The organism is Nocardiopsis akebiae, assembly GCF_018316795.1.
In the GTDB taxonomy this organism is placed as follows: Bacteria; Actinomycetota; Actinomycetes; order Streptosporangiales; family Streptosporangiaceae; genus Nocardiopsis; species Nocardiopsis dassonvillei.
In genome coordinates, this window is sequence record NZ_CP074132.1 from 4,658,604 (window position 1) to 4,680,496 (window position 21,893).

The 21,893-nt window shown below is 74.3% G+C and carries 16 protein-coding genes and 3 tRNA genes; 12 read left to right on the top strand and 7 right to left on the bottom strand.

The window, feature by feature from the left end; genetic code table 11:
* Nucleotides 1–237 precede the first annotated feature (237 nt).
* On the bottom strand, nt 238–612 hold the full coding sequence (locus tag KGD83_RS19955; protein WP_212640629.1) for an FKBP-type peptidyl-prolyl cis-trans isomerase: 375 nt from the start codon (nt 610–612) through the stop codon (nt 238–240).
* A gap of 345 nt (nt 613–957) precedes the next feature.
* Nucleotides 958–2,142, bottom strand: a complete 1,185-nt coding sequence (gene manA, locus KGD83_RS19960; protein WP_212640630.1) for a mannose-6-phosphate isomerase, class I — start codon at nt 2,140–2,142, stop codon at nt 958–960.
* Nucleotides 2,143–2,686: 544 nt separating this feature from the next.
* Between manA and KGD83_RS19965 the strand changes: the two genes are divergently transcribed.
* Nucleotides 2,687–3,184, top strand: a complete 498-nt coding sequence (locus KGD83_RS19965) for a GNAT family N-acetyltransferase (protein ID WP_212640631.1) — start codon at nt 2,687–2,689, stop codon at nt 3,182–3,184.
* Nucleotides 3,185–3,214: 30 nt separating this feature from the next.
* Here the strand turns inward: KGD83_RS19965 and KGD83_RS19970 are convergent, their stop codons facing one another.
* Nucleotides 3,215–3,766: a TetR/AcrR family transcriptional regulator gene (locus tag KGD83_RS19970; RefSeq protein ID WP_212640632.1), complete on the bottom strand. Its 552-nt coding sequence runs from the start codon at nt 3,764–3,766 to the stop codon at nt 3,215–3,217.
* Between the two features lie 184 nt (nt 3,767–3,950).
* On the opposite strand from KGD83_RS19970, the gene KGD83_RS19975 reads away from it, so the two are divergent.
* Nucleotides 3,951–5,726 (top strand): MFS transporter, encoded by a 1,776-nt coding sequence (locus tag KGD83_RS19975; RefSeq protein ID WP_212640633.1) that lies wholly within the window; start codon nt 3,951–3,953, stop codon nt 5,724–5,726.
* 151 nt (nt 5,727–5,877) lie between these two features.
* Complete coding sequence (locus tag KGD83_RS19980) at nt 5,878–6,795, top strand: MBL fold metallo-hydrolase (protein WP_249351965.1); 918 nt, start codon at nt 5,878–5,880, stop codon at nt 6,793–6,795.
* A gap of 148 nt (nt 6,796–6,943) precedes the next feature.
* On the opposite strand, the gene KGD83_RS19985 is transcribed toward KGD83_RS19980, so the two are convergent.
* Nucleotides 6,944–8,125 (bottom strand): molybdopterin molybdotransferase MoeA, encoded by a 1,182-nt coding sequence (locus tag KGD83_RS19985; protein ID WP_212640634.1) that lies wholly within the window; start codon nt 8,123–8,125, stop codon nt 6,944–6,946.
* A gap of 231 nt (nt 8,126–8,356) precedes the next feature.
* Here KGD83_RS19985 and KGD83_RS19990 point away from each other — a divergent pair.
* The 5 genes from KGD83_RS19990 to KGD83_RS20010 all read left to right on the top strand — a co-directional run bounded on the left by KGD83_RS19990 (nt 8,357) and on the right by KGD83_RS20010 (nt 11,498).
* Nucleotides 8,357–8,429 (top strand) — tRNA-Gly (locus KGD83_RS19990).
* A 41-nt stretch (nt 8,430–8,470) separates the two neighbouring features.
* Nucleotides 8,471–8,541, top strand: a tRNA-Cys gene (locus tag KGD83_RS19995).
* A gap of 16 nt (nt 8,542–8,557) precedes the next feature.
* Nucleotides 8,558–8,634, top strand: a tRNA-Val gene (locus KGD83_RS20000).
* 818 nt (nt 8,635–9,452) lie between these two features.
* Nucleotides 9,453–10,418, top strand: coding sequence for a universal stress protein (locus KGD83_RS20005; RefSeq protein ID WP_212640635.1), 966 nt, complete (start codon nt 9,453–9,455; stop codon nt 10,416–10,418).
* Nucleotides 10,419–10,556: 138 nt separating this feature from the next.
* Nucleotides 10,557–11,498, top strand: a complete 942-nt coding sequence (locus KGD83_RS20010; protein WP_249351966.1) for a universal stress protein — start codon at nt 10,557–10,559, stop codon at nt 11,496–11,498.
* On the opposite strand, the gene KGD83_RS20015 is transcribed toward KGD83_RS20010, so the two are convergent.
* Together KGD83_RS20015 and KGD83_RS20020 are read right to left on the bottom strand one after the other, a co-directional pair.
* Nucleotides 11,484–13,850 (bottom strand): glycoside hydrolase family 65 protein, encoded by a 2,367-nt coding sequence (locus KGD83_RS20015; protein ID WP_212640636.1) that lies wholly within the window; start codon nt 13,848–13,850, stop codon nt 11,484–11,486. The genes KGD83_RS20010 and KGD83_RS20015 overlap by 15 nt on opposite strands.
* On the bottom strand, nt 13,847–14,512 hold the full coding sequence (locus tag KGD83_RS20020; protein WP_212640637.1) for a CBS domain-containing protein: 666 nt from the start codon (nt 14,510–14,512) through the stop codon (nt 13,847–13,849). The genes KGD83_RS20015 and KGD83_RS20020 overlap by 4 nt, the downstream gene beginning before the upstream one ends.
* Nucleotides 14,513–14,703: 191 nt before the next feature.
* Between KGD83_RS20020 and KGD83_RS20025 the strand changes: the two genes are divergently transcribed.
* A complete protein-coding gene (locus tag KGD83_RS20025) occupies nt 14,704–16,443 on the top strand; it encodes a sensor histidine kinase (protein ID WP_249352479.1) in 1,740 nt (579 codons plus the stop codon).
* Nucleotides 16,444–16,460: 17 nt separating this feature from the next.
* Here the strand turns inward: KGD83_RS20025 and KGD83_RS20030 are convergent, their stop codons facing one another.
* Entirely contained in the window at nt 16,461–17,315 is an 855-nt protein-coding gene (locus KGD83_RS20030) for a universal stress protein (protein WP_212640639.1), read from the bottom strand.
* 161 nt (nt 17,316–17,476) lie between these two features.
* Here KGD83_RS20030 and KGD83_RS20035 point away from each other — a divergent pair, with 161 nt between their 5' ends.
* The 3 genes from KGD83_RS20035 to KGD83_RS20045 all read left to right on the top strand — a co-directional run bounded on the left by KGD83_RS20035 (nt 17,477) and on the right by KGD83_RS20045 (nt 21,893).
* Nucleotides 17,477–18,487, top strand: a complete 1,011-nt coding sequence (locus KGD83_RS20035; protein WP_212640640.1) for a zinc-dependent alcohol dehydrogenase family protein — start codon at nt 17,477–17,479, stop codon at nt 18,485–18,487.
* 95 nt (nt 18,488–18,582) lie between these two features.
* Nucleotides 18,583–19,368, top strand: coding sequence for an HAD family hydrolase (locus KGD83_RS20040; RefSeq protein ID WP_212640641.1), 786 nt, complete (start codon nt 18,583–18,585; stop codon nt 19,366–19,368).
* A gap of 101 nt (nt 19,369–19,469) precedes the next feature.
* Nucleotides 19,470–21,893 (top strand): heavy metal translocating P-type ATPase, encoded by a 2,424-nt coding sequence (locus tag KGD83_RS20045; protein WP_249351967.1) that lies wholly within the window; start codon nt 19,470–19,472, stop codon nt 21,891–21,893.

Sequence of the window (21,893 nt, forward strand, 5' to 3'; positions counted from 1 at the left end):
GGCCCGTGCCGCACGTGGGAGCGCGGCACGGGCCCCTGCCGTACGCGTGTGCCCGGACCCGGGCGCCTCCGCCCCGAGCGGGCCGGGTGCGCGCCCCGGCCGGAGCGGGCGCGTGTCCCGACCGGCCGCCGCGGGAGCCGGGCCCCGGGCCCGGACGCGCGGGAGCGGCCCGGACCGGAAGGGGCCGCGGGCGGGCTGCGGCGACCACGCGGAGTCCCCGCGGGCAGGAGGAGGGACCTAGCGGACGCCGACCAGGTCGCAGACGAAGATCAGGGTCTCGTTCGGCGCGATGGCTCCGGGGGCGCCGCGCTCGCCGTAGGCCAGGTGCGGCGGGATGACCAGCTTGCGGCGGCCGCCCACGCGCATACCCAGGACGCCCTGGTCCCAGCCCGCGATGACCTGGCGCGCGCCGAGGCGGAAGCTCAGCGGAGCGCCGCGGTTCCAGCTGGCGTCGAACTCCTCGCCGCTGGAGAAGGACACGCCCACGTAGTGGACGTCGACGGTGCTGCCGTGGCCCGCCTGGGCGCCTTCACCGACCTGGACGTCGGTGACCTCCAGCTCGGCGGGCGGCGGGCCCTCGATGAAGTCGATCTCGGGACGCTCAAGCGCCATGGTGGTACCCCTCGTGTGGTCACAGTGAACAGAGGGGCCCAGGGTATCGGTGCGCGGGAACCTCCCGGAGCAAAACGGACGTCCCGCCCGGGTGCTCTTCTCAGGCCCGGAGTCCCGGGTCTCGAAACCCAGGTGTGGGAACCCGGATCTGGGGTCTCGGGTCGAGGAACCCGGGCTACGGGTCTCAGGTCCGGGGAGCCGGATCCCAGGTCTGGGGTGTGAGTCCTCGGGTGTGGAACCTCGGGTCCCAGGTCTCAGGTCCCGGATCTCGGATGCGGTGACTCGGTCGTGGGGTCCGGGGTCCCGAGTCCCGGGTGTACGGTCTCGGTTCCGCAGATCCGGGTCTCAGATATCACCGACGGTGGCGGCGATGACGTGGCCGTGGCCCTCGACCTTGATCGGCCCGCTGTCGGCCTGCACGAACACCGACTCACCCCGCTGGAGGGTCATCCCCTGACCGACCTCGGCGACCAGCTCCACCTGCCCGTGCAGGGCGAGCAGCACGGTCGGCCCCTCCCCCGGCAGGTGGGCGGTGATGCGGCCGGGGCCGATCTCGTGCAGCGCGAACTCCGGGGCGGCCGTGCGGAACTCCCGGCGCCCCTCGCAGACGCCCGGTCTGGCGTAGGGAATGGGCAGCACCGAGAAGTCCACCACGTCCAGCAGCTCGGGCGCGTCCACGTGCTTGCCGGTCAGTCCGGCGCGCAGCACGTTGTCTGAGCTGGCCATCACCTCGACCGCGGTGCCCTGGAGGTAGGCGTGCATGTTCCCCGCGGGCAGGAACAGGGCCTGGCCCGGCCAGAGCGTGACCCGGTTGAGCAGCAGGGCGGCCACCGCGCCGGGATCGCCCGGGTAGCGGTCGGCCAGGTCGGCGACGATGGCGCCGTGGGACCCGCGCGGACCGGAGTCCGACCACTCGCGCACGAAGTCGTCCAGCAGCCGGGCCCGCTCGGCCCCGGAGAGGGTGAGCAGGCGGGTGAGGGCGCCGCGCAGGGCGGTTCCGGCGTCGGTCAGGCCGAGGTCGCCGCGCAGCGCGACGGCCAGTTCGCAGGTGAGTCCGCGCAGGTCGGCCTGGGCGGCGGAGGGTTCGCGGAAGCCGCACAGCGCTTCGAAGGGCTCCAGTGCCAGGAGGAGTTCGGGCTTGTGGTGGGGGTCGCGGTAGTTGCGGTGCGGGGCGTCCAGGGGGATGCCCGCGCGCTCCTCGGCCTCGAACCCGGCGCGGGCGCGGACGGCGTCGGGGTGGACCTGGAGGGACAGGGGCGCCTCGGCGGCAAGGACCTTGAGGAGGAAGGGAAGCCGCCCGCCGAAGCGTTCGGCGGTGCGCCGCCCCAGGACGCGGTGGGGGTTGTCGGCGATGAGGCCGGGCAGTGAGCGCGGGCCGTCCTCGCAGTGGGCGGTGCTGGGCGCGCCGTGGTGGGCCCCCAGCCACAGTTCGGCCTGGGGCGTGCCGTCGGGTTCGGCGCCCAGCAGCCGCGGGATGGCCGTGCGCGCTCCCCAGGCGTAAGGCCTTACCTGGTTGGTGAGCCTGTGCATGCGCCCCCCGCTTTCCCGTCTGCGTGTTCTCACCCCGTGGACACCCCGGCGAGGCTGCAACAGTCTCGTGGAGGGCGCTGTCCGGGTCGACACGGCGCGCCCCACACCTTGAGGTAGTGCACACTTCACCTCGCGGGGTGGGCGGGCACCCCACGAACACGGGTACCGGCTGCGGCAACGAAGTTACCGGGAAGTAAACCATGATCGGAAGCACGTGAACAGCGCCACATCCTGACCTCCTCCTTCCACCCGGCGACGGGCCGGGCGCCCCGCGAAGCGGCGGGAATCCCGCACCGACCGCCCCCCTGGAGGCGACCGGCCGCCACCGCGCGGACCGTGCGGTTCACGGGCCACCGCGCCCCGGGCGGGGTTCCGCCATTGTCCCGCAGCGGCGCCCGGGGTGCCACGGCCCCGTCTTTGGAACCGCCTACCCGCCGCGCCGCCGAAGCCACTCCCTCCCGCCGGGGAACCGGGGTGACCGGCGGACGGGCGACCGGTTAACGTGCTCTGGTCGTGTTTGTTCCCCGACGTGTGAGGCGGACACTTGAGGCTGCGCCAGGGCGGACCAGCGGACCTGTCAGCGGTACTGGAGACCTTCGACGCCACCGTGGCGTGGCTGGTCGAGCACGGGCGCTCCGCGCAGTGGGGCGAACGCCCCTGGTCACAGGATCCCCGTCGGGTCGCACGCGTGAAGGAGCTGGTCGCCGAGGGCCTGTGGGTGGCCGAGGTCGGTGACGGCACGGCCGGGTTCCTCACCGTCACCGAACGGGCTCCCGGCTACGCGCCGCGGGTACGCGAACGCGAGCTCTACGTCCACCTGCTGCTGGTCTCGCGCGCCTACTCCGGACGCGACGTGGGCGGCAAACTGCTCTCCTTCGCCCGCAGGCGGGCGCGCGAACGCGGCGTCGGGCTGGTGCGGGTGGACTGCTGGGCGGGCGGGGACGGGGCCCTGGTGCGCTACTACGAGGGGCAGGGGTTCACCGCGGTCGAGCGGGTGCCGGTGGGCGGCACCGAGGTCCAGATGTTCGAGTACCGGGTCTGAACCGACCCGGCCGGCCCGGACGGCGGACGCTCAGCGCTCGCGGCGCACCTTGTCGGAGGCCTCCACCAGGCGGTCGATCATCCGCTGCGTCAGCGCCGGGTCGGGCTGGGGCAACCCGGCGATCGCCGCCATGTACAGCCCGTCGCCCGCGCGCAGGATGATCTCGGCCAGGACCGGGTCGGTGAGCTCCTCGTGCAGCAGGTCGCCCCAGCGGCTGAAGAGGCCCTGGACCGTGCGGACGGCCTCCTCGGGCATGTCCTCCTGGCCGCGCAGGGCCGCGATGACCGCCCAGTACAGCTCCCGCTCCTCCGGGCTGCGGGGCAGCGAGGTGCGCAGGAAGACGCGGACCACGCCCTCCTCCCCCTCCACGGCCTCCCGGAACTCCTCCTCCGCCAGCACGCGTAGGCGCTCGATGAGCCCGGTGAGCATGGCGGCCTTGGACGGGAAGTGGTACAGCAGTCCTCCCTTGGACACCGAGGCGTCACGGGCCACGGCCTCCAGGGTCACCGCGGAATAACCCTCACCGACGAGGATGTCCTGCAGGGAGTCGAGGATGCGGTCGCGGGTGTTCGAAGCGTTCACGATTGACACTGTACCGGCTGGACGGTACTGTACCGTCTGGACGGTCGAAGAGTCCCGGAAGTACGTCCCCGGTCGACCAGCCTTCCCGTCCTTCCGCCCGGCCGTTCGCCCTCCGCATCCCGCCGGTCCGAACGCGCCCTCACAGCCGTGCGGCGCGCACACAAGCGACACGTAACGAGGAAAGATGAGCTCCGCCCAGACCGGAAACGGCACTGCCGGCGCGCGCGGCCGCGACGGCGCGGCGCCCGCCCTCGCGGGCCCGCGCGAATGGACCGCGCTCGCCGTCCTGGTCCTTCCGGTGATCCTGATCTCGGTCGACTCCACCGTGCTCGGGTTCGCCGTTCCCGCGCTCAGCGAGCAGCTGCGGCCCGACGCGGGCCAGCTGCTGTGGATCGTCGACGTCTACGGCTTCGTCCTGGCCGGACTGCTGATCACCATGGGCTCGCTCGGCGACCGCATCGGTCGGCGGCGCCTGCTCATGATCGGTTCGGCCGCCTTCGGCGCGGCCTCGCTGCTCGCCGCGTTCTCGCCCACCGCCGAGGTGCTCATCGCGGCCCGCGCCCTGCTCGGGCTGGCGGGCGCCTCACTGATGCCCTCGACCCTGTCGCTGCTGCGCAACATCTTCCTGGACCCGCGCCAGCGCCTGCTGGCCATCGCCCTGTGGGCGTCGGGGTTCTCCGGCGGCGCGGCGCTCGGCCCGATCCTGGGCGGCTGGCTCCTGGAGCACTTCTTCTGGGGCTCGGTGTTCCTGATCAACCTGCCGGTGATGGCGCTGATCCTGGTGCTGGTCCCGCTGCTGGTGCGCGAGTCGCGCAACCCCGGCTCCGGCCGTCTGGACCCGCTGAGCGTGGTCCTGTCCATGGCCGCGATCCTGCCCGTCGTGTACGGCGTCAAGAACCTGGCCACCGAGGGCCCGGCGGTCGCCCCGGTCGCGTCCCTGGTGGCCGGTCTGGTCCTGGGCTACCTGTTCGTCCGGCGCCAGAAGGCCCTGGACGACCCGCTGATCGACGTGGGCCTGTTCCGGTACCGCGTGTTCAGCGTGGCGGTGGCCACCAACCTGATGATCGTGTTCTCGCTGGTGTCGTCGCTGTTCTTCCTGACGCAGTACCTCCAGCTGGTGCTGGGCGTCTCGCCGATGCGGGCCGGTTTCGTGCTGGTGCCGGGTTTGGTGCTGTCGGTGCTGGCCGGACTGGTGGCGGTGCGGCTGTCGCGCCACCTGAGCCTGGCCACGGTGATCGGCGGGTCCCTGCTGGTGACCGCGACGGGGTTCGCGGTCCTGGTCTTCGCTCCGCAGGGGAACGTGGTGACCGGTGTGGCACTCGTGACGACGGGCTTCGCGCTGATCGCCACCGGCTCCGGGTTCGCCGAGACGCTGACCAACGGCGCGATCATGTCGGCGGCCCCTCCCCAGCGCGCGGGCGCGGCCTCGGCGATCTCCGAGACCGCCTACGAGCTGGGCGCGGCGCTGGGCGTCGCACTGCTGGGCAGTGTGCTGACCGCGTCCTACCGGGCGAACCTGACCGCCGTGGAGGGCGTGCCCCCGGGGGCCGTGGACGCCGCCCGGGAGACCCTGGGCGGAGCCGCGAACGCCGCCGCCGACGTGGGCGGCGCCGCGGGCGACGCGCTGATGCTCGCCGCGCGGACGGCGTTCACCGACGGCATGCACCTGACCAGCGTCATCGCCGTGGTGATCGTCCTGTCGGCCGCCGCGCAGGCGTGGGTGCTGCTGCGCGGTCGGGGCAACCCCGCGGTGGAGCCGGTGGAGGGGCCCGCCGAGGGAGCCGCGGAGGAGGCGGTCGAGGCCGTGGGCACCGCCGGGGCCGCGGGGGCCACGGTCGCCGCTGAGACCGCGGGTGCTGAGGAGACCCAGGGTTCCGCAGAGAAGCCGGGCCCGGTGGCCGCCGACTCGGTGGCCGGGAACGCCTCGGCCGCGCCGCGGCAGGAGCGGTCCGGCGGCTGACACGCGAAGATCGGGGCCCTGGAGAGGCGACGCCCTCCGGGGCCCGACGCGTGTCCGGGGCCCCGCCGGTGCCCGCTGGCGCGGAACGGACGCGGTGGCCTCCACGGACGGCACCGCGCGACCGCGCCGAGGGGTTCTGTAGGGTCCTCGCATGAGAATGCGGTTCGGTCGTCCCGACGTCTCCCGTTACGCGGACCGGTTCGACCTGCCCGAGGCCGGTCACGGACCGTCCGTCACCTTCCTGGGCGTGACCACCCTCCTCATGAGGGACGGGACCTCGGCCGTCATGACCGACGGGTTCTTCTCCCGGCCCCCACTCGCGGCCGTGGGCACGCGGCGCATCGCCCCGGACCCCGCGCGCGTGGACGCCGCCCTGGCCCGCGCCGGGGTGGAGTCGCTCGACGCGATCGTCCCCGTGCACACCCACTTCGACCACGCCATGGACACGGCGCTGGTCGCCGCCCGCACCGGAGCACGCCTGGTGGGCGGCGCGTCCGCGGCCCGCATCGGACGCGGCGGCGGCCTGCCCGAAGCGCGGATCGCGCGGGCCGTGTCCGGCGACCGGATCGCGTGCGGCGCCTTCACCCTGACGCTGATCGGATCCCGCCACTGCCCGCCCGACCGCTACCCGGGAGAGATCGCCGAACCCGTCGTGCCGCCGGTGCGGGCCTCGGCCTACCGCTGCGGCGAGACCTGGTCCCTGCTGGTGGAGCACACCGGAGGCCGCACCGCCCTGGTCCAGGGCAGCGCCGGTTTCGTCCCGGGAGCCCTGGACGGGCACAAGGCCGAGGTGGTCTACCTCGGCGTCGGCCAGCTGGGCCTGCGCGGGGAGGCCTACATCCGGGCCTACTGGAGGCAGACGGTCGAGGCGGTGGGAGCGCGCCGGGTCGTCCTCGTCCACTGGGACGACTTCTTCCGGCCGCTCGACGAACCCCTGCGCGCGCTGCCCTACCTCGGCGACGACCTCGACGCCACCATGGGCGTCCTGGACCGGCTCGCCGCCGAACAGGGCGTCCCGGTGCACTTCCCCTCCCTGTGGAAGCGCGAGGACCCCTGGTCGGGTCTCTGAACGGGAGCGGGGCCGGTCTCCGAGCGGGCGCGGGGCCGCACCGGATGACGGCGAGCTCCCGTACCGGTGCGCAGGGCGCCCGGGAGGGCGCTTACGCGGGGCGGGAACACGAGGCTCCGAAGAACGGCCCCCGAGAGTGAGGGCGGTCTCAGGGCAAGCGGAGCAGCTCCACCTCGCCGCCGTCCCAGTCCGGCGGCACCACGGCGTAGGCGTCGGCCAGCGCGGCGCCGCGCAGACTGCCCGGACGGTCGTGGCCCACCGGCCGCGCCCGGCCGCCGTCCAGACGCACCGCTACCAGCCGGGTGTCCCGGGGGTGGGCGGTGACGGCACCCTCCAGGGCGGCGCGGGCCAGTCCCGCTCCGGGGTCAGGGCGGCCGGTCATGGCGGCCAGCAGGGGGACCAGCAGGGTGGCCGCGGCGACCAGGGCTGCCCCGGGGTTGCCGGGAAGGCCCACGAACACGGTCCGGTCGGTGTGCGCGAGCAGCTGCGGATGGCCCGGACGGCAGGCGACCCCGTCCACCGCGACCTCGGCGCCCAGATCCTCCAGGACCGAACGCAGGTGGTCGGCCGGGCCCCGGGACGAGGAACCGCAGACCGCGACCACGTCGCCGTCCGCGCCCGCCAGCGCGTCGAGCAGCGGCCGCCGCTCGTCGCCCAGGTGGCGCAGGGACGCGATCCGGCCTCCCGCGCGCTCGACGACCCCGGGCAGCGCCGGACCGATGGCGTCGCGCACACTGCCGTCGCCGGGCAGTCCCGATGTGGTGATCTCCTCACCGGTGACCAGGACCGAGACCCGGGGGCGCAGCACCGGCAGGGTGTCGTGGCCCAGGCTGGCGGCCAGGCCCAGCGCGGCGGGGCCGACCACCGCCCCCCGTTCGAGCACGGTCTCGCCGGGGGCGGTCTCCTCCCCCGCCCAGCGCACGTGGCGGCCCGCCTCCGAGGGCCCGTCCACCGTCCCGTCCCGGACGGCGGCCAGCTCGTAGGGCACGACGCACTCCGTGTCCTTGGGCACACGGGCGCCGGTGGCGATCTCGACGGCCTCGCCCGGGCGCAGGCCCACGGGCGCCTCAGCCGCTCCGGCCAGCTGCCTGCCGACCAGCCGCCAGGGCCCCGGGCCCGACACCGCGAAGCCGTCCATGGCCGAGGCGTCGAAGGCGGGCAAGCCCGTCAGCGCGTGTACGTCCGCGGCGAGGACGGCGCCCAGGGCGTCCTCCAGGGGAAGCTCTTGCGGAGCCGGGGGCCTGACGCCGCCCAGGAGCCGGGCGGCCTCGCGCGCCCGCGGCCACGACCGGTGCCCGCCGTGTCCCCCGGTGCCGCCGCCCGCTCCCATACCCGTCTCCCCCTCGTCACGCCGGTGCCCTCCATTGTCCACCCGGGCGCATGGCGCGGACGTTAACGTCCGCTCCGACGGCCCCGGCGCGTCCTGCGACAGCGCGGCCGCCCACCCGCGCCGGGAGCGCCGAACCGGCCCCTCCCAGCGCCGATTTGCCGTCTGCCGACTTTCCGCTAGAGTTCTTACCAGCAGCACGGCGGGGCCCACGGGCCGGACGCCAGGCAGCAAGCGGACGTGGCTCAGCTGGTAGAGCATCACCTTGCCAAGGTGAGGGTCGCGGGTTCGAATCCCGTCGTCCGCTCGGAGGAGACGCGAGGTGCCCCGGCGCCTTACGTGCAACTCGGTGGAGTGGCCGAGAGGCGAGGCAGCGGCCTGCAAAGCCGTCTACACGGGTTCGAATCCCGTCTCCACCTCCCCATCGCTACACGCGGGCGGTTAGCTCAGTTGGTTAGAGCGCTACCTTGACACGGTAGAGGTCACAGGTTCGAATCCTGTATCGCCCACCAGCATCACCACAGGTCAGAGGGTTCATCTGACATGTGAGCGAAGACCGGCCGGCCCAGACTGGGAGATATCTGGGAGATCGTCTTCGAAGCGGGTTCCTCTCGGAGCCCGCTTTCGCTGTTTCCACGGTAGTGCTCTTCGAGCACCGGCGCCACGGCGAAGAGCCACTCGCGCTCCCGGGCCGTGAGAGCCGCCACGCTCCCCCGCCACCGGTTCTCCGGCGCGCTGAGCACACGCCCGCCTCATCTCCCGGGTCACGTGCTAGGCCAGCCACGTGCGGTGCGTGTGACGTCCCTCGTGGAAGGCGAAGCCCGGCAGGAGCGGTGAGCGCGACCACCCCGGATCGACCTCCACCGGGGCTCGTGGAGCGGTGTTTTCGGATCCTCGGGCCACGGCGCTCGGCTGTCCACGGGTGTCAGGCGGCCGAGCGCGCCGTAGCGCGTCAATGACGTGGAGGCCGAAGCCTGCGCGCCCCCTTCGTCGCCCCGCGGGCCGGTCGCCGCGGTGACCAGTCCAAGTTCGTTGACCTCGCAGCCGGACGGCCGGACCGGGACGAAGGTCGTCTCACGCCGGGTACGACGGCTCTAACCCCCGAGAGTGTTTCCGGGCAGGCTCGAAGGCACGGGTGCATGACGGTGTCCCGACAAGAGGGACCGCGGGTTTCGGAACACACGCCCCCGTCGCCACGCACGGCTCCTCCGGTGGAGTCGGCGCGGGGGGCGACCCGCGCTGTGGGTCCGGTACGCGACGCGCGGACACCGCCCGCCCACCGACGCAGAGCGCGTCCCGTGGACGCGCCTTCGAGGAGAGGACCGCGCCCATGGGTAAGGCCAACGAAGAGGACGTCCGGGCACACGGCGGCACGGAGGGGATCGTCGTGGGTGTGGACGGCTCGCCGGGGAGCCGCGCGGCACTGGACTGGGCGGCCCGAGCGGCGGCCGACCGCGGTCTGGAACTGCTGGTCCTGCACGCGCTGAGCATGCCCGTGATCAGCGCACCGCTGGGGTTCACGGGGCGGGTCCCGCCCACACCGGAGCTCGCGGACTGGGCCGAGCGCCTGCTCCGGGAAGCCGTCGACCACGTTGCGCGGACCCGTCCCGGGTTGGGGACGCGCACCGAGGTCTCCAAGCTGGATCCGGCCCGCGCCCTGCTCGCGGCCTCGCGGTCGGCTGGGATGGCCGTCGTGGGCTCGCGCGGCCTGGGCGGTACCGCTTCGGTGTTCCTGGGCTCGGTGAGCGTCCGCGTCAGCGCTCACGCGACATGTCCCGTCGCCGTGGTGCCGGGCCCCGACGAGGCGGTCGGCGGAGGGGAGCACCGCGTGCGAGGGGAGCGCGGGCGCGTCGTGGTCGGACTGGACGGTTCCGCGGGCGGACAGGCCGCGCTGCGCTTCGCCCTGGACGAGGCGGCCCGTACCGGCGCCGAACTCGTGGCGGTGCACGCCTGGGAGGTACCGAACCCCGTCGACGTCACGGCGCTGGATCCCGCCGCTCACACCGCGGTCCGCGAGTACCTGGTCTCGCGCGCCGACGAACACGTGCGCGCCCTGGTCGAAGAGGGCCGCAGCGAGCGCACCGGAGACGTTCCGGTGAGGGTCGAGGTCGTTCAGGATCAGGCCGCCCACGCCCTGTTGACCAGGGGCGATGATGCCGACCTCATCGTCGTCGGTTCGCGGGGACGCGGTGGTTTCGCCGGTCTGCTGCTGGGATCGGTCAGCCAGACGGTGCTGCACCACGCCCGCGTGCCGGTGGTCGTGGCGCGCTCCCGCCCGGGGAGGAGCGAGGACTGATCCCGGAACCGCCTTCCGGAGAACCCGGAAGGAGGCCGCGTCACGGGGTAGGACGACACCGACGGTCGCGCACCGCCGTGTGCGCCCTCGGGGCGACGTCGCCCCGCACCGCCGTTCGGGTGATGGAGGAGGAGCGCCGTGGTCGGGAAGGGCGTGGACACCGCCTGGGAAGCGAGTGGGCCGGTCGTCGTCGGTGTCGGCCACACCTGCGGGGACCGGACGGTGGTGGGCTGGGCCGCCGAGGAGGCCGCCGACCGGGGGGCGGAGCTGGTCGTCGTGCGCGCGGAGGGCGCGGAGCACGCCGGAGAGCCGTTCGTCCGCCTCCGGACGTCGCTCTTCGGCCACGGGGACGGCGGGGCTGGGCACGCTCCGGCGGAGGAAGCCGCCCTGGCGGCCCGGGACCACCCCGGACTCGCGGTCCGCGCCGAGTCCGTGCGGGCCGATCCGTCCGCCGCGCTGGTCGCCGCGTCGCGTCGGGCCGCCCTGGTCGTGGTGGGCTCCCGGGAGCCGGACACCCTGAGGTTCCCACCGGGTGCGGTGGGACCCCGTGTGTGCGCCTATGCCGCGTGCCCCGTGGCGGTGGTGCCGCCGCAGGCGTCCTTGGAGCGGTGCGGCCACGTGGTGGCGGGTGTGGACGGTTCCCCCGACTCGGACGCCGCCCTGCGGTTCGCGCTGGAGGAGGCCGCCCGGCGCGGCGCGCGCCTGACGGTCCTGCACGTCCGCCCCTCGGCCGAGGCGGTGGGCCGGCTGACGCTGGACCTGGTCGGACCGGAGGCCGTGATGCTGCACGCCGAGAGGCGGATGCACCGCATGGTGGACGAGGCCCGCGACGAGCGGACCGGGGACGTCGCCGTCCGGGTCCTGGTCCTGGTACGCCACGACCACCCGGCGCACGCCCTCGTCGAGGCCGCGGGCGCCGCCGACGTGGTCGTCGTCGGCTCCCGCGGTACGGGAGGCTTCCGGGGTCTGCTGCTGGGCTCGGTCAGCCAGAAGGTGCTGCACCGCAGCCCCGTCCCGGTGGTCGTAGCACGCGTGCACCCCGGTCGGAGCGCTACGTCGGCCCGGTCACCGCAGGGGTAGGACACAGGACGAGCCGGGGGCGATCAGGGCACCGCGTTCCTTGACCCGGACCCGGACGGGCGGCCCGGCCGACGGTGGCAGGGTGACCCGCACGTGGTCGCGGCGCACGTCCACGCCCACCTCCCAGTGGTCGTGGTAGCGCAGACCGTAGGAGAGGCGGTCCAGTTCGGCGGGCAGCAGGGGGCTCAGGTGCAGGGCTCCACCGCGTGTGGTCAGGCCGGTGTAGCACCGGGTGAGGAGGTCAACGGTGCCCGCCATGGCTCCCAGGTGGATGCCCTCGGCCGTGGTCCCGCCCTGGACGTCGTCGACGTCGGTGCTCAGCGCCCTGCGGAAGAAGTCCCAGGACTCCTCCCGGTTGGTCCGGGACAGCACCCAGGAGTGCACCACGGAGCTGAGGGTCGACCCGTGCGAGGTTCGTGCGAGGTAGTAGTCGACCGTGCGGGGGATGAGCCCGGGATCGTAGGTGTAGCCGAGGCGGCGCAGCATGTCGGCGATCTCCTCCGCGGGGAGCAGGAAGAACAGCATCAGCACGTCGGCCTGCTTGGACGCCTTGTAGCGGTTGCAGCTGTCGCCCCCGGCCTCCAGGAAGCGGTCCAGGCGCCGGACGCCGCGGCAGGCCCGCCAGTCGAGCTCCTCCAGATCCCCGTAACCGGCGAACTGGCTGATGACTCCCTCGTGGAAGGGGACGCGCATCTTGCGGGTGAGGGTCTCGAACCGCTCGACCTCGTCCGCGTCCAGCCCGAGGGACTCCTCCAGGTCCCTGCGGCTCGGGCCCGGCAGCGCCCGCAGCGTGTCCAGCGCCCGCAGCATGGCCCACACCGCCATGAGGTTGGTGTAGGCGTTGTCGTCCAGACCGGGTTCCTCGCGGCCGGGGTAGCCATCGTGGTACTCGTCGGGGCCCATCACACCGCGGATCACGTAGCGGTCCAGCGCCTTGTCGTAGACGGCCATGTCCGCGAAGGCGCGGGCGACCTCCAGCAGCAGCTCCGCGCCGAACCCGGTCAGGAAGGCGGTGTCGCCGGTGGCCTGGTGGTGCTGCCAGACGTTGTAGGCGACCGCGAGCCCGACATGGCGCTGCAGGTGCGAGTGGTCGGGGATCCACCTCCCCGAACGGGGGTTGAGGTGCGTGCGCTGGGACTCCTCGCTGCCGTCGCTCCCGCTCTGCCAGGGGAAGAGAGCGCCCCTCAGCCCCGCGGCGCGGGCGATGGCCCGCGCCTGGGGCAGTCTGCGCCACCGGTAGCGCAGCAGGGCTCGCGCGGTCTCGGGGAAGTGGAGGTTGAGGAAGGGAAGGACGAACAGCTCGTCCCAGAAGACGTGGCCGCGGTAGGCCTCACCGTGCAGGCCCCTCGCCGGAACACCCGCGTCGAGGTCGGCCGTGTGGGGCGACAGCGTCTGCAGGAGGTGGAAGAGGTGCAGGTTGAGGATCCGCTGTTCCTCCTCGTCCCCGGCCTCCAGGGCGCAGGACCGCCACAGGTGGTGCCAGGCGGTGGTGTGTCGGCGCAGCAGTTCGTCGAATCCGCCCGCCCGTTCCAGGGCGTCGCGGGCCGCGTCGAGGATGTCGCCGACGGCGCGGTCGCGCGAGGTGTACAGGGCCACCGTCTTCTCCACGGTGGTCTGTTCACCGCTCCTCAGGTCCAGGGTCAGGTCGGTGGCCGCCCAGCCGTCGCCCGCGGGGCTTTCGCGGGCCACGGGCCGGGGCCCCTGTGAGACCAGGGTCCGGGAGGCGAGCGCGACCTCGACGCCCGAGGTGAGGGTCCGGCAGCGCAGCCAGTGGAGGCCGGGACCGTCGGAGCCGGTGCCCAGCGGGTGGAGGTGACGTCCGTTCAGGTCGCGGTAGCGCGCCACGCCGCGGTTGGCCGCCCTCCCGTCCAGGGCGGACCGGACGACCGCGGTCCCGCTCCAGCCCTCGGGCACCAGGGTGGTCTCCAGGGCGGCCAGATGCGGGGCGTCCATCGACACCAGGCGCCGCTGGGCCACCCGTGTCCTCCTGCCGTCGTCCACCACGTGGAAGGTCCGCGTCAGCACTCCTCGGCGCATGTCCAGCTCGGTGCGCTGCGGGAGCGCCGGGTCGGGTCGTTCGAACCAGTCGCCGTCACCGACGCGGAAGGTCAGGGGGAGCCAGTTGGGGGCGTTGACCAGGTCCTCGTTCTCCACCCGGTGCCCGTCGACCTCGGAGACGGCGCGGTCGTAGCAGCCGGCGACGTAGGTGCCCGGGTAGTGGACTCCGTCGTCACGGGCCTCGGGCGGTGCGCCGCGCGTGGCGAAGTAGCCGTTCCCAAGGGTGCACAGGGTCTCGCGTACGCCCTGGCCATCCGGGTCCGGCCCCTCGTAGACCAGCGTCCAGCGGCTCACCGGGGCGCTCCTCCGAGGGTGAGGTCGTCGAGGCGGTGGGTCAGGTGGCAGCGGACGTGGACCACGCCCTCGGCACCGCGCACCGCGTGCGCCAGACGCGGGATGTCGGACCGGCGCGCGACCTCGCCGCTCAGGGTGACCACTCCGTGGCTGACGCCGGTCTCCACGCCGGTCAGCCCGAACCGGCCGCGGACGACGTCCTCCCGCACCCGCCGTTCGAGGTCCGCGTCGTCCACCGCGTACACGTGCAGCAGGTCCGACCGGCCGACCAGGCCCACGAGGCGCCCGTCCCCGTCCACCACGGGCAGCCGCCTGAACCCGTGCCGTCTCATCAGCCCCGCCGCCTCACGGGGCGCGGTGTCGGCGGTGACGGTGACCGCCGGAGAGGTCATCAGCTCGCGAGCCGTCGTGCCCGTGCTCTTGATCCGGGCGAGCCGCTCACGGAAGGGCTCGCCGGTGTACCCCTCCTCCGGGTCGGGGTCGGCGAGCTTGAGCAGCAGATCGGCGGTCGACACGACGCCCAGGACGCGGTGCCCGCAGTCCACCACGGGCACCGCGCTGACATGGTGGTCCCGCATGAAGGCGGCCAGTTCCTTGTACCCGGCGTCGTCCCGGGCGGCCAGGACACTCGTGGTCATCAGGTCGCCGACGCTCTTGGTCATGGGGCCTCCGATCTCGGTAACCCGTCCGGCCCATCGTGCTCACCCCGAACCTGCCCGGAGCCGCTCCGCCGCGCACCGGAGCGAACGGCCCCGGTACGGGGACGTTGGACCCGTACCGGGGACGACCTTCGCCTCACGGGCCGCGCGTACCTAGGATGGGAACGAGGCCGAGCGCGGTGGTGAATCGCGAGGTGGTGGCTGTGAGCGAGGACTCCCGGCTCCGGAGGGGGCCGACGGACGGGCGGGCCGTGGACGCCGAGCTCTCCCGGCTGCCCGGGGAACTGCGGTCGCTGGTCGGCGAGGCGCTGGCCGACCGCGAACGCCTCCGTGCGCTTCTGGACGCCGTGGTCGTGGTCGGTGGCGGCCTGGACCTGCACGAGACCCTGCGTCGGATCGTCGAGGCCGCCATGGACCTGGCGGGTGCCCGGTACGGAGCCATGGGCGTGGTCGGGCACGACGGCCGGCTGGAGCAGTTCATCCCGGTCGGCGTCGACGCGGCGCGGATCGCCCGGATAGAGCGCTGGCCCGAGGGCCGGGGCGTACTCGGGCTGCTGGCCCGGTCCCGGGGGCCGCTGCGCGTGGACGACATCTGCGCCCATCCCGCCTCTCACGGCTTTCCCGAGGGGCACCCGCCCATGCGCTCCTTCCTGGGGGTGCCGGTCCAGGTGCGCGGCAGGGTGTTCGGCAACCTCTACCTCGCCGAGAAGCGCGGAGGGGACCGTTTCGACGAGGCCGACGAGTCCGTGGTGGTGGCGCTGGCCTCGGCGGCGGGAGCGGCGATCGAGAACGCCCGCCTCTACGAGCGCACACAGCACCGCGAGATGTGGTTGGACGCCTCCGACGAGGTCAAGACCCATCTGCTCAGCGGAGAGGACGCCGACAGCGTCCTCCTCATGATCACCCAGCGGGCCCGGCGGATGTCGGGGGCCGACACAGCCGTCATCGTCGGCCCCGACCCCTCCGGGCGGCAGCTCGTGGTGCGGACGGCGAGCGGCGAGGGCGCCGAGCGCCTCGGGGAGCGCAGTGTGGCGGTGGAGGGGTCCCTGGTCGGCAGGGCCTACGTCTCCGGCGAACCGGTGTCCACGGACCTGTCCCGTCCCGGTCGGCACGGCGCTCCGCTGCTGCACGGTATGGGCGTCGGCCCCGTCCTGCTGGTCCCGTTGGGAAGGGGGGACGCCGCGCGCGGCGTCCTGTGCCTGGGCAGGGGGGAGGGCGGCGAGCCCTTCCCCTCCTCGACGGCGCGGACGCTGCAGGCCTTCGCGGAACACGCGGCGATCGCCCTGGAACTCGCGGCGGCGCGCGCGGACGCCGAGCGGGTCAGCGTGTTGGAGGACCGGGACCGCATCGCGCGCGACCTGCACGACACCGTCATCCAGCGGCTTTTCGCGGTCGCGTTGTCCCTGACTGCGGTACGGGGCCGCATCGACGACCCCGAGGCCGCAGAACGCGTCCGGCGGGCGGTGGACGACCTCGACGACACCGTCCGCCGGATCCGGACGACGATCTTCGCCCTGACCGCGGTGAGCGAGGACCGTGAGAAGCCCTGGCCGCGTGACAGGTTCGTGGACGCGGTCAACGTCGCCGCCCCGTCCCTGGGCTTCGCGGTCGGACTCCGGATGGACGGGCCCCTCGACAGCCGTGTTCCCGAACGGATCGCGGACGAGGCGGTAGCCGTGCTCCAGGAGGCGCTGTCCAACGCGGCCCGGCACGCGGGGGCCGGGCGTGTGGACGCCAGGGTGGGGGTGAACGGCGACCTGACGGTCGAGGTCTGCGACGACGGCGCGGGTCTGCGTCCGGGTGGCCGCCGCAGCGGTCTGCGCAACCTGGCCGAGCGCGCGGCGCGGCTCGGAGGGACCTTCGAGGCCGGCCCCGGCCCGGAGGGCGGGACCGTTGTGCGGTGGAGCGTTCCCCTTCCCGACGACCTCGGGTGAGGGAGCCGCCCCCTCTCTCAGTCCTGGGAGCGGTGGACCACCATCACGGGACGGTCGGACCGGTACAGGACACCGCGGGCGACCCCGCCCAGGGCCAGTTGCGCGAAGCCGCGCGCGCCTCGGGCTCCCACCACGAACAGGCGCGCGTTCCGCGTGCGCGCCAGCAGGGCCCCGACCGGGTGCTCACGCGAGACCTCCCGGACCACCTCGGTGCCCGGGTGGCGGGCCAGCACCGGTTCCAGGGCCCCCTCCAGTTCCTGGAGGTGCCACCGGCGCAACTCCTCCTCCGCGTCGGACCGGTACGGGACCATGTCGGTCGGCGCCGACCAGGCCCAGACGGCGCGCACGGGGCCGCCGTCCGCCGAGGCGGACTCCAGCGCGGCGGACACGGCGCTTCGGGACCCCGGGGAGCCGTCGACGCCCACCACCACCTCGCGCGCGTCCTCCGGAACCGGCTCCGGTCCCACCACGACCACCGGCACCCGGGCGTGCGCGGCCACCTGGTCGGACACCGAGCCCAGCCGGGATCCGAGCAGCGCACTGACCCCGTGCGCGCCGACCACCAGCATCGACGCCGACTCCGCGTGCCGCAGCAGGCCCTGGACCGGCGACGCCGCCGGACCCGTCCACGGGACCACCTCGACTCCGGGAGCGATCGCCCGGGCGTGCTCGACCGCGGCCCTCACGGCCCTGTGCGCCTCGCGTTCGAGCAGGTCCGACGGCCTCATCACCAGTTTCAGGACCACGTCCGCGTCATAGACGCCGAGGACGGTGACCGTACCGCCCCGCCGTCGTGCCTCCCGGACGGCCCACTCGGCCGCCACCAGCGCGTTCTTCGACCCGTCCGTTCCGACGAGGATGTTCTCACGCACGGCGCACCTTCCCTCGAACAGCTCGGTCTCCGTCTTCGAGTGTCACGCCCGGGGCGTGGCGCACGCCACGGTCCAACGTCCGGGCGTCGGGGGCACAAGGCCTCCGGCCCCGGGACCGTGGACCCCTGGCCCGGACACCGCCGCCGTGCTGGACTCGGCGTATGGAACCGATGATGGACGCCTGGGCGGTGACCCGTCCCGGACCGATCGCGAGCGGACCCCTGAGCCGTGTGCGCCGACGCGTCCCCGAACCCCGGGGGCACGAGCTGCTGATCGAGGTGCTGGCCTGCGCCGTGTGCCGTACAGACCTGCACCTGGCCGAGGGAGACCTCGCGCCGCGCCGTCCGGACACGGTCCCCGGGCACGAGGTGGTCGGCCGGGTGGACGCCCTCGGGCCGCACGCGGACTCGTACGCGCCGGGGGACCGTGTCGGCGTCGCCTGGCTCGCCTCCACGTGCGGCGAGTGCGGCTACTGCCTGCGCGGTGACGAGAACCTGTGTCCGGACTCCACCTACACGGGCTGGGACCGCGACGGCGGGTTCGCCCGCTACCTGACCGCCGACGAGCGTTTCGTGCACCCCCTTCCCGAGGCACTGCCGGACACGACAGCGGCGCCACTGCTGTGCGCGGGGGTCATCGGACACCGCGCCCTCGGCCGCGCCGAACTGCCGGAGGGAGGGGTGCTCGGCATATACGGGTTCGGTGCCTCCGCCCACCTGACCGCCCAGGTCGCCCTCGCGCGGGGGGCGACGGTGCACGTGATGACGCGGTCGCGGCGGGCCCGCGAGCTGGCCCTGGAGCTGGGCTGCCACTCGGCGGCGGGCGCCTACGACACGCCTCCGGAACCGCTGGACTCCGCGATCCTGTTCGCTCCCGTGGGAGAGCTGGTGCCCACCGCGCTCAGGGCCCTCGACCGGGGAGGGACCCTCGCGGTGGCCGGTGTCCACCTGTCCGTGATCCCTCCCCTGGACTACCGGAGACACCTGTTCCAGGAGCGTTCGCTGCGCAGCGTGACCGCGAACACCCGCGCGGACGCGCGCGAGTTCCTGGACTTCGCGTCCGGGCACGAGCTGGCGGTGACGGTGACGCCGTACCCGTTCGAGTCCGCGGACCTCGCGTTGGCGGACCTGGCCGCCGACCGGGTGGACGGGGCGGCGGTGCTGCGGCTCTGAGGACGGGCTCGGGGGCCGTCGCCGCACCGGTGGACGCGGTGGAGGCGGGCCCCCGGCCGGGCGTTCGCCGACCGGGGCGGGAAGGAGCCGACCACATGGACGCGGGGGAGAACAGCGGCCTGGCGCTCGACCGCGTACGCGCGGCGGTCCTGGACACCGACGGAGTCATCACCGACACGGCCTCGGTGCACGCCGCGGCGTGGAAGCGCGTCTTCGACGCCTTCCTGCTCGAACGCTCCCGTGCCGAGGGCACGCGTTTCCGCCCCTTCGACATGCGCGAGGACTACCTGCGCCACGTCGACGGCCGACCGCGCGCGGAGGGGGTGCGGTCCTTCCTCGCCTCACGTGGTGTCCACCTGCCCGAGGACTCGTCGCCGGACGGAGCCGAGGGGGTGACGCCGGACTGGCTGGCCGACCGCAAGGACGGGTACTTCCTGGACTTCGTGTCCCGGTACGGGGTCAGGGCCTTTCCCGGGACTGTGGAGTTCGTGCGCGCACTGCGCTCGGCGGGCGTGCCGGTGGCGGCGGCCTCGGCCAGCCGCAACTGCGCCAGGGTGCTGCGGTCGGCCGGGGTCGACGGCCTCTTCGACGCCCGCGTGGACGGCGTCGACGTGGCACGGCTCGGGTTGGCGGCCAAACCCGACCCGGCGCTGTTCCTGGAGGCCGCCCGTCGGGTGGGGGTCGAACCGGGCTCGGCCGCCGTGGCCGAGGACGCGCTGGTCGGTGTGGAGGCGGCCGGGCGCGGGGGGTTCGGCCTGGTGGTGGGGGTGGACCGCACCGGTGTCCGCCGCAGGATGCTGGCCCTGGGAGCGCACGTCGTGGTGTCCGACCTGTCCGAGCTCCTCCCCTCGCAGGCCGGGTTGACTCCACCGGACGCGTGACCATCGACCCCTTGCGGACACGACCTCCAGCCCTGCCGCCCCCTGCCGTCGCGGAACACAGTGGCGGTATGGACACAGGACGGGGAGACAGTTCGCGATACGTGACCGGCGAGACCGTGCTGCTGCTCCTGTGTCTGTCGGGGCTCGTCGTCGGAGGGGCGCTGCGGCTGTCGGGGTTCACCGCTGCCTCGGACGCGGCGTGGTTGGCGGCCACGGCAGTCGCCGCCGTCGCCTCGACCGTGTGGGTCGTCCGGGCGCTGCTGCGCCGGAGCCTGGGAAGCGACGTCGTCGCCCTGCTGGCGCTGGTCGGCTCCGCGCTGGTCGGTGAACTCCTCGCGGGCGCGATCGTCGCCGTCATGCTGACCGGGGGAAGGGTCTTGGAGGACGGGGCCGCGCGCCGTGCGCGGCGCGATCTGAGCGCGCTGGCCTCCCGGGCTCCCCGCGTCGCGCACCGGATCGACGGCGAACGGGTGACCGCGGTGCCCGCGGACGAGGTGCGCCCCGGGGACGTGCTGCTGGTCCTGGCGGGAGAGGCGCTGCCGGTGGACGGACGCGTGACGGAGGGTACGGCGGTGGTGGACGAGTCGGTGGTGACCGGCGAGCCGCTGCCCGTCGAACGGTCCGCGGACCAGGACGTGCGGGGCGGCACCGTCAACGCGGGCGGCCCCTTCCGCATGCGCGCCACGACCGACGCCGAGGGCAGCTCGTTCGCCGCGATCGTGCGCCTCGCGCGCGAGGCCCAGGCGCGCACCGCACCGTTCGTCCGCATGGCCGACCGCTACGCGGCCCTGTTCCTGCCGTTCACACTGCTGCTGACCGGCGCGGCGTGGTGGCTGTCGGGGGAGGCCGTGCGCGCCGTCGCCGTGCTGGTCGTGGCCACACCGTGCCCCCTCATCCTCGCCGCACCCGTCGCCTTCACCTCCGGCATGTCGCGCAGCGCCCGGCGGGGGGTCATCGTGCGCGGGGGCGACGCCCTGGAGAGGCTGGCGCGCGCCCGGGTGCTGCTCTTCGACAAGACCGGCACCGTCACCGAGGGCCGCCCGGTGCTGGGCCGGGTCGTCACCGGGGAGGACGCGTCGGCCGACGAGGTGCTGCGCCTGGCCGCCTCGCTCGACCAGGCCTCCCCGCACGTGTTGGCGTCGGCCATCGTGCGCGCGGCCAGGGACCGCGGTGCGCGTCTGGAACAGCCGGGTGAGGTGGTCGAGGAACTGGGGCGGGGCATCGGCGGCACGGTCGGCGGCAGGTCTGTCCGCGTGGGCAAGGCCGCGTGGGCCGCGGGAGGGGGAGCCGAGCCCGGATGGGCCGCCCGGGCCCGCGCCGAGGCGGCGCGCGACGGGTCGGTCACCGTGTTCGTGGGCGTCGACGGCGTCCTGCGCGGGGTACTGCTGTTGCGCGACCGGCTGCGCGCGGACGCCCCGCGCACCCTGCGTCTGCTACGGCTGGCGGGGATCGAGCGCGCGGTGATGGTCACCGGCGACCGGCGGGACGTCGCCGAGCGCATCGCCGCGCACGTGGGGGCGGACGCGGTGTACGCCGAGCAGTCCCCGGCCGACAAGGTCGCCGTGGCACGCGACGAGAGCGCGCGGGCCCCCACGGTGATGGTCGGAGACGGGGTCAACGACGCGCCCGCGCTGGCGGCGGCGGGCGTGGGCGTGGCCCTGGGCGCCCGCGGCTCGACCGCCTCGTCGGAGGCCGCGGACGTGGTGGTCACGGTGGACCGCCTGACCAGGGTCGCCGAGAGCCTGGCCGTCGCCCGGCGCACCCTGGCGATCGCGCGGCAGAGCGCGGCCGTCGGCATGCTGCTGTCCGCGGCCGCGATGGCCGTCGCCGCGGTCGGGCTGCTTCCCCCGACGGCGGGGGCGCTGACCCAGGAGGCGATCGACGTCGCGGTCATCCTCAACGCCCTGCGCGCGCTGTCGGGCGGGCGAGGGAACCGGGTCCCGGAGCTGCGCGGTGACGACGCCGACCTGGTGCGCGCCCTGCAGGAGGAGCACGTCCGGCTGTGGCCGGGGATCGAGTCGCTGCCGCGCGCGGCGGAGGCCCTGACCCGTCAGGGAGGCGATGCGTCCGCCGAGACCGCCGGCCTTAGGGACTTCATCGACGCACTGACCGCCCACGAGGAGCGGGACGAGCGCCTGCTCTACCCCAGGGTCGCGCGGGCTCTGGGCGGACCCGACACCACCGCCGCGATGAGCCGCGGGCACACGGAGATCGCCGAACTGTGCCTGCGCCTGCGCACGTGCCTGGAGGAGGTGGACGGCGTCGGGGGCGCGGACGCGCGCCGTCGCGCGGCCCGGCTGGCCGTCGAGCTCTACGCGGTCCTGCGCCTGCACTTCGCCCAGGAGGAGGAGAGCTTCCACGTGCTCGCCGACCCCGAAGGGCATGGTGGGCGGGGGGACCAACGGCCCGGCGGTCCCGAGCCTTCGGCTCCTGGCGCAGGTCCGCGTACCGGTGTTGGGTGGGGGTGGAAGGCCGTGGCCCGGCCGAAGCGCGGCGGCCGCGGGAACCCGAACCGGAGGAGGTAG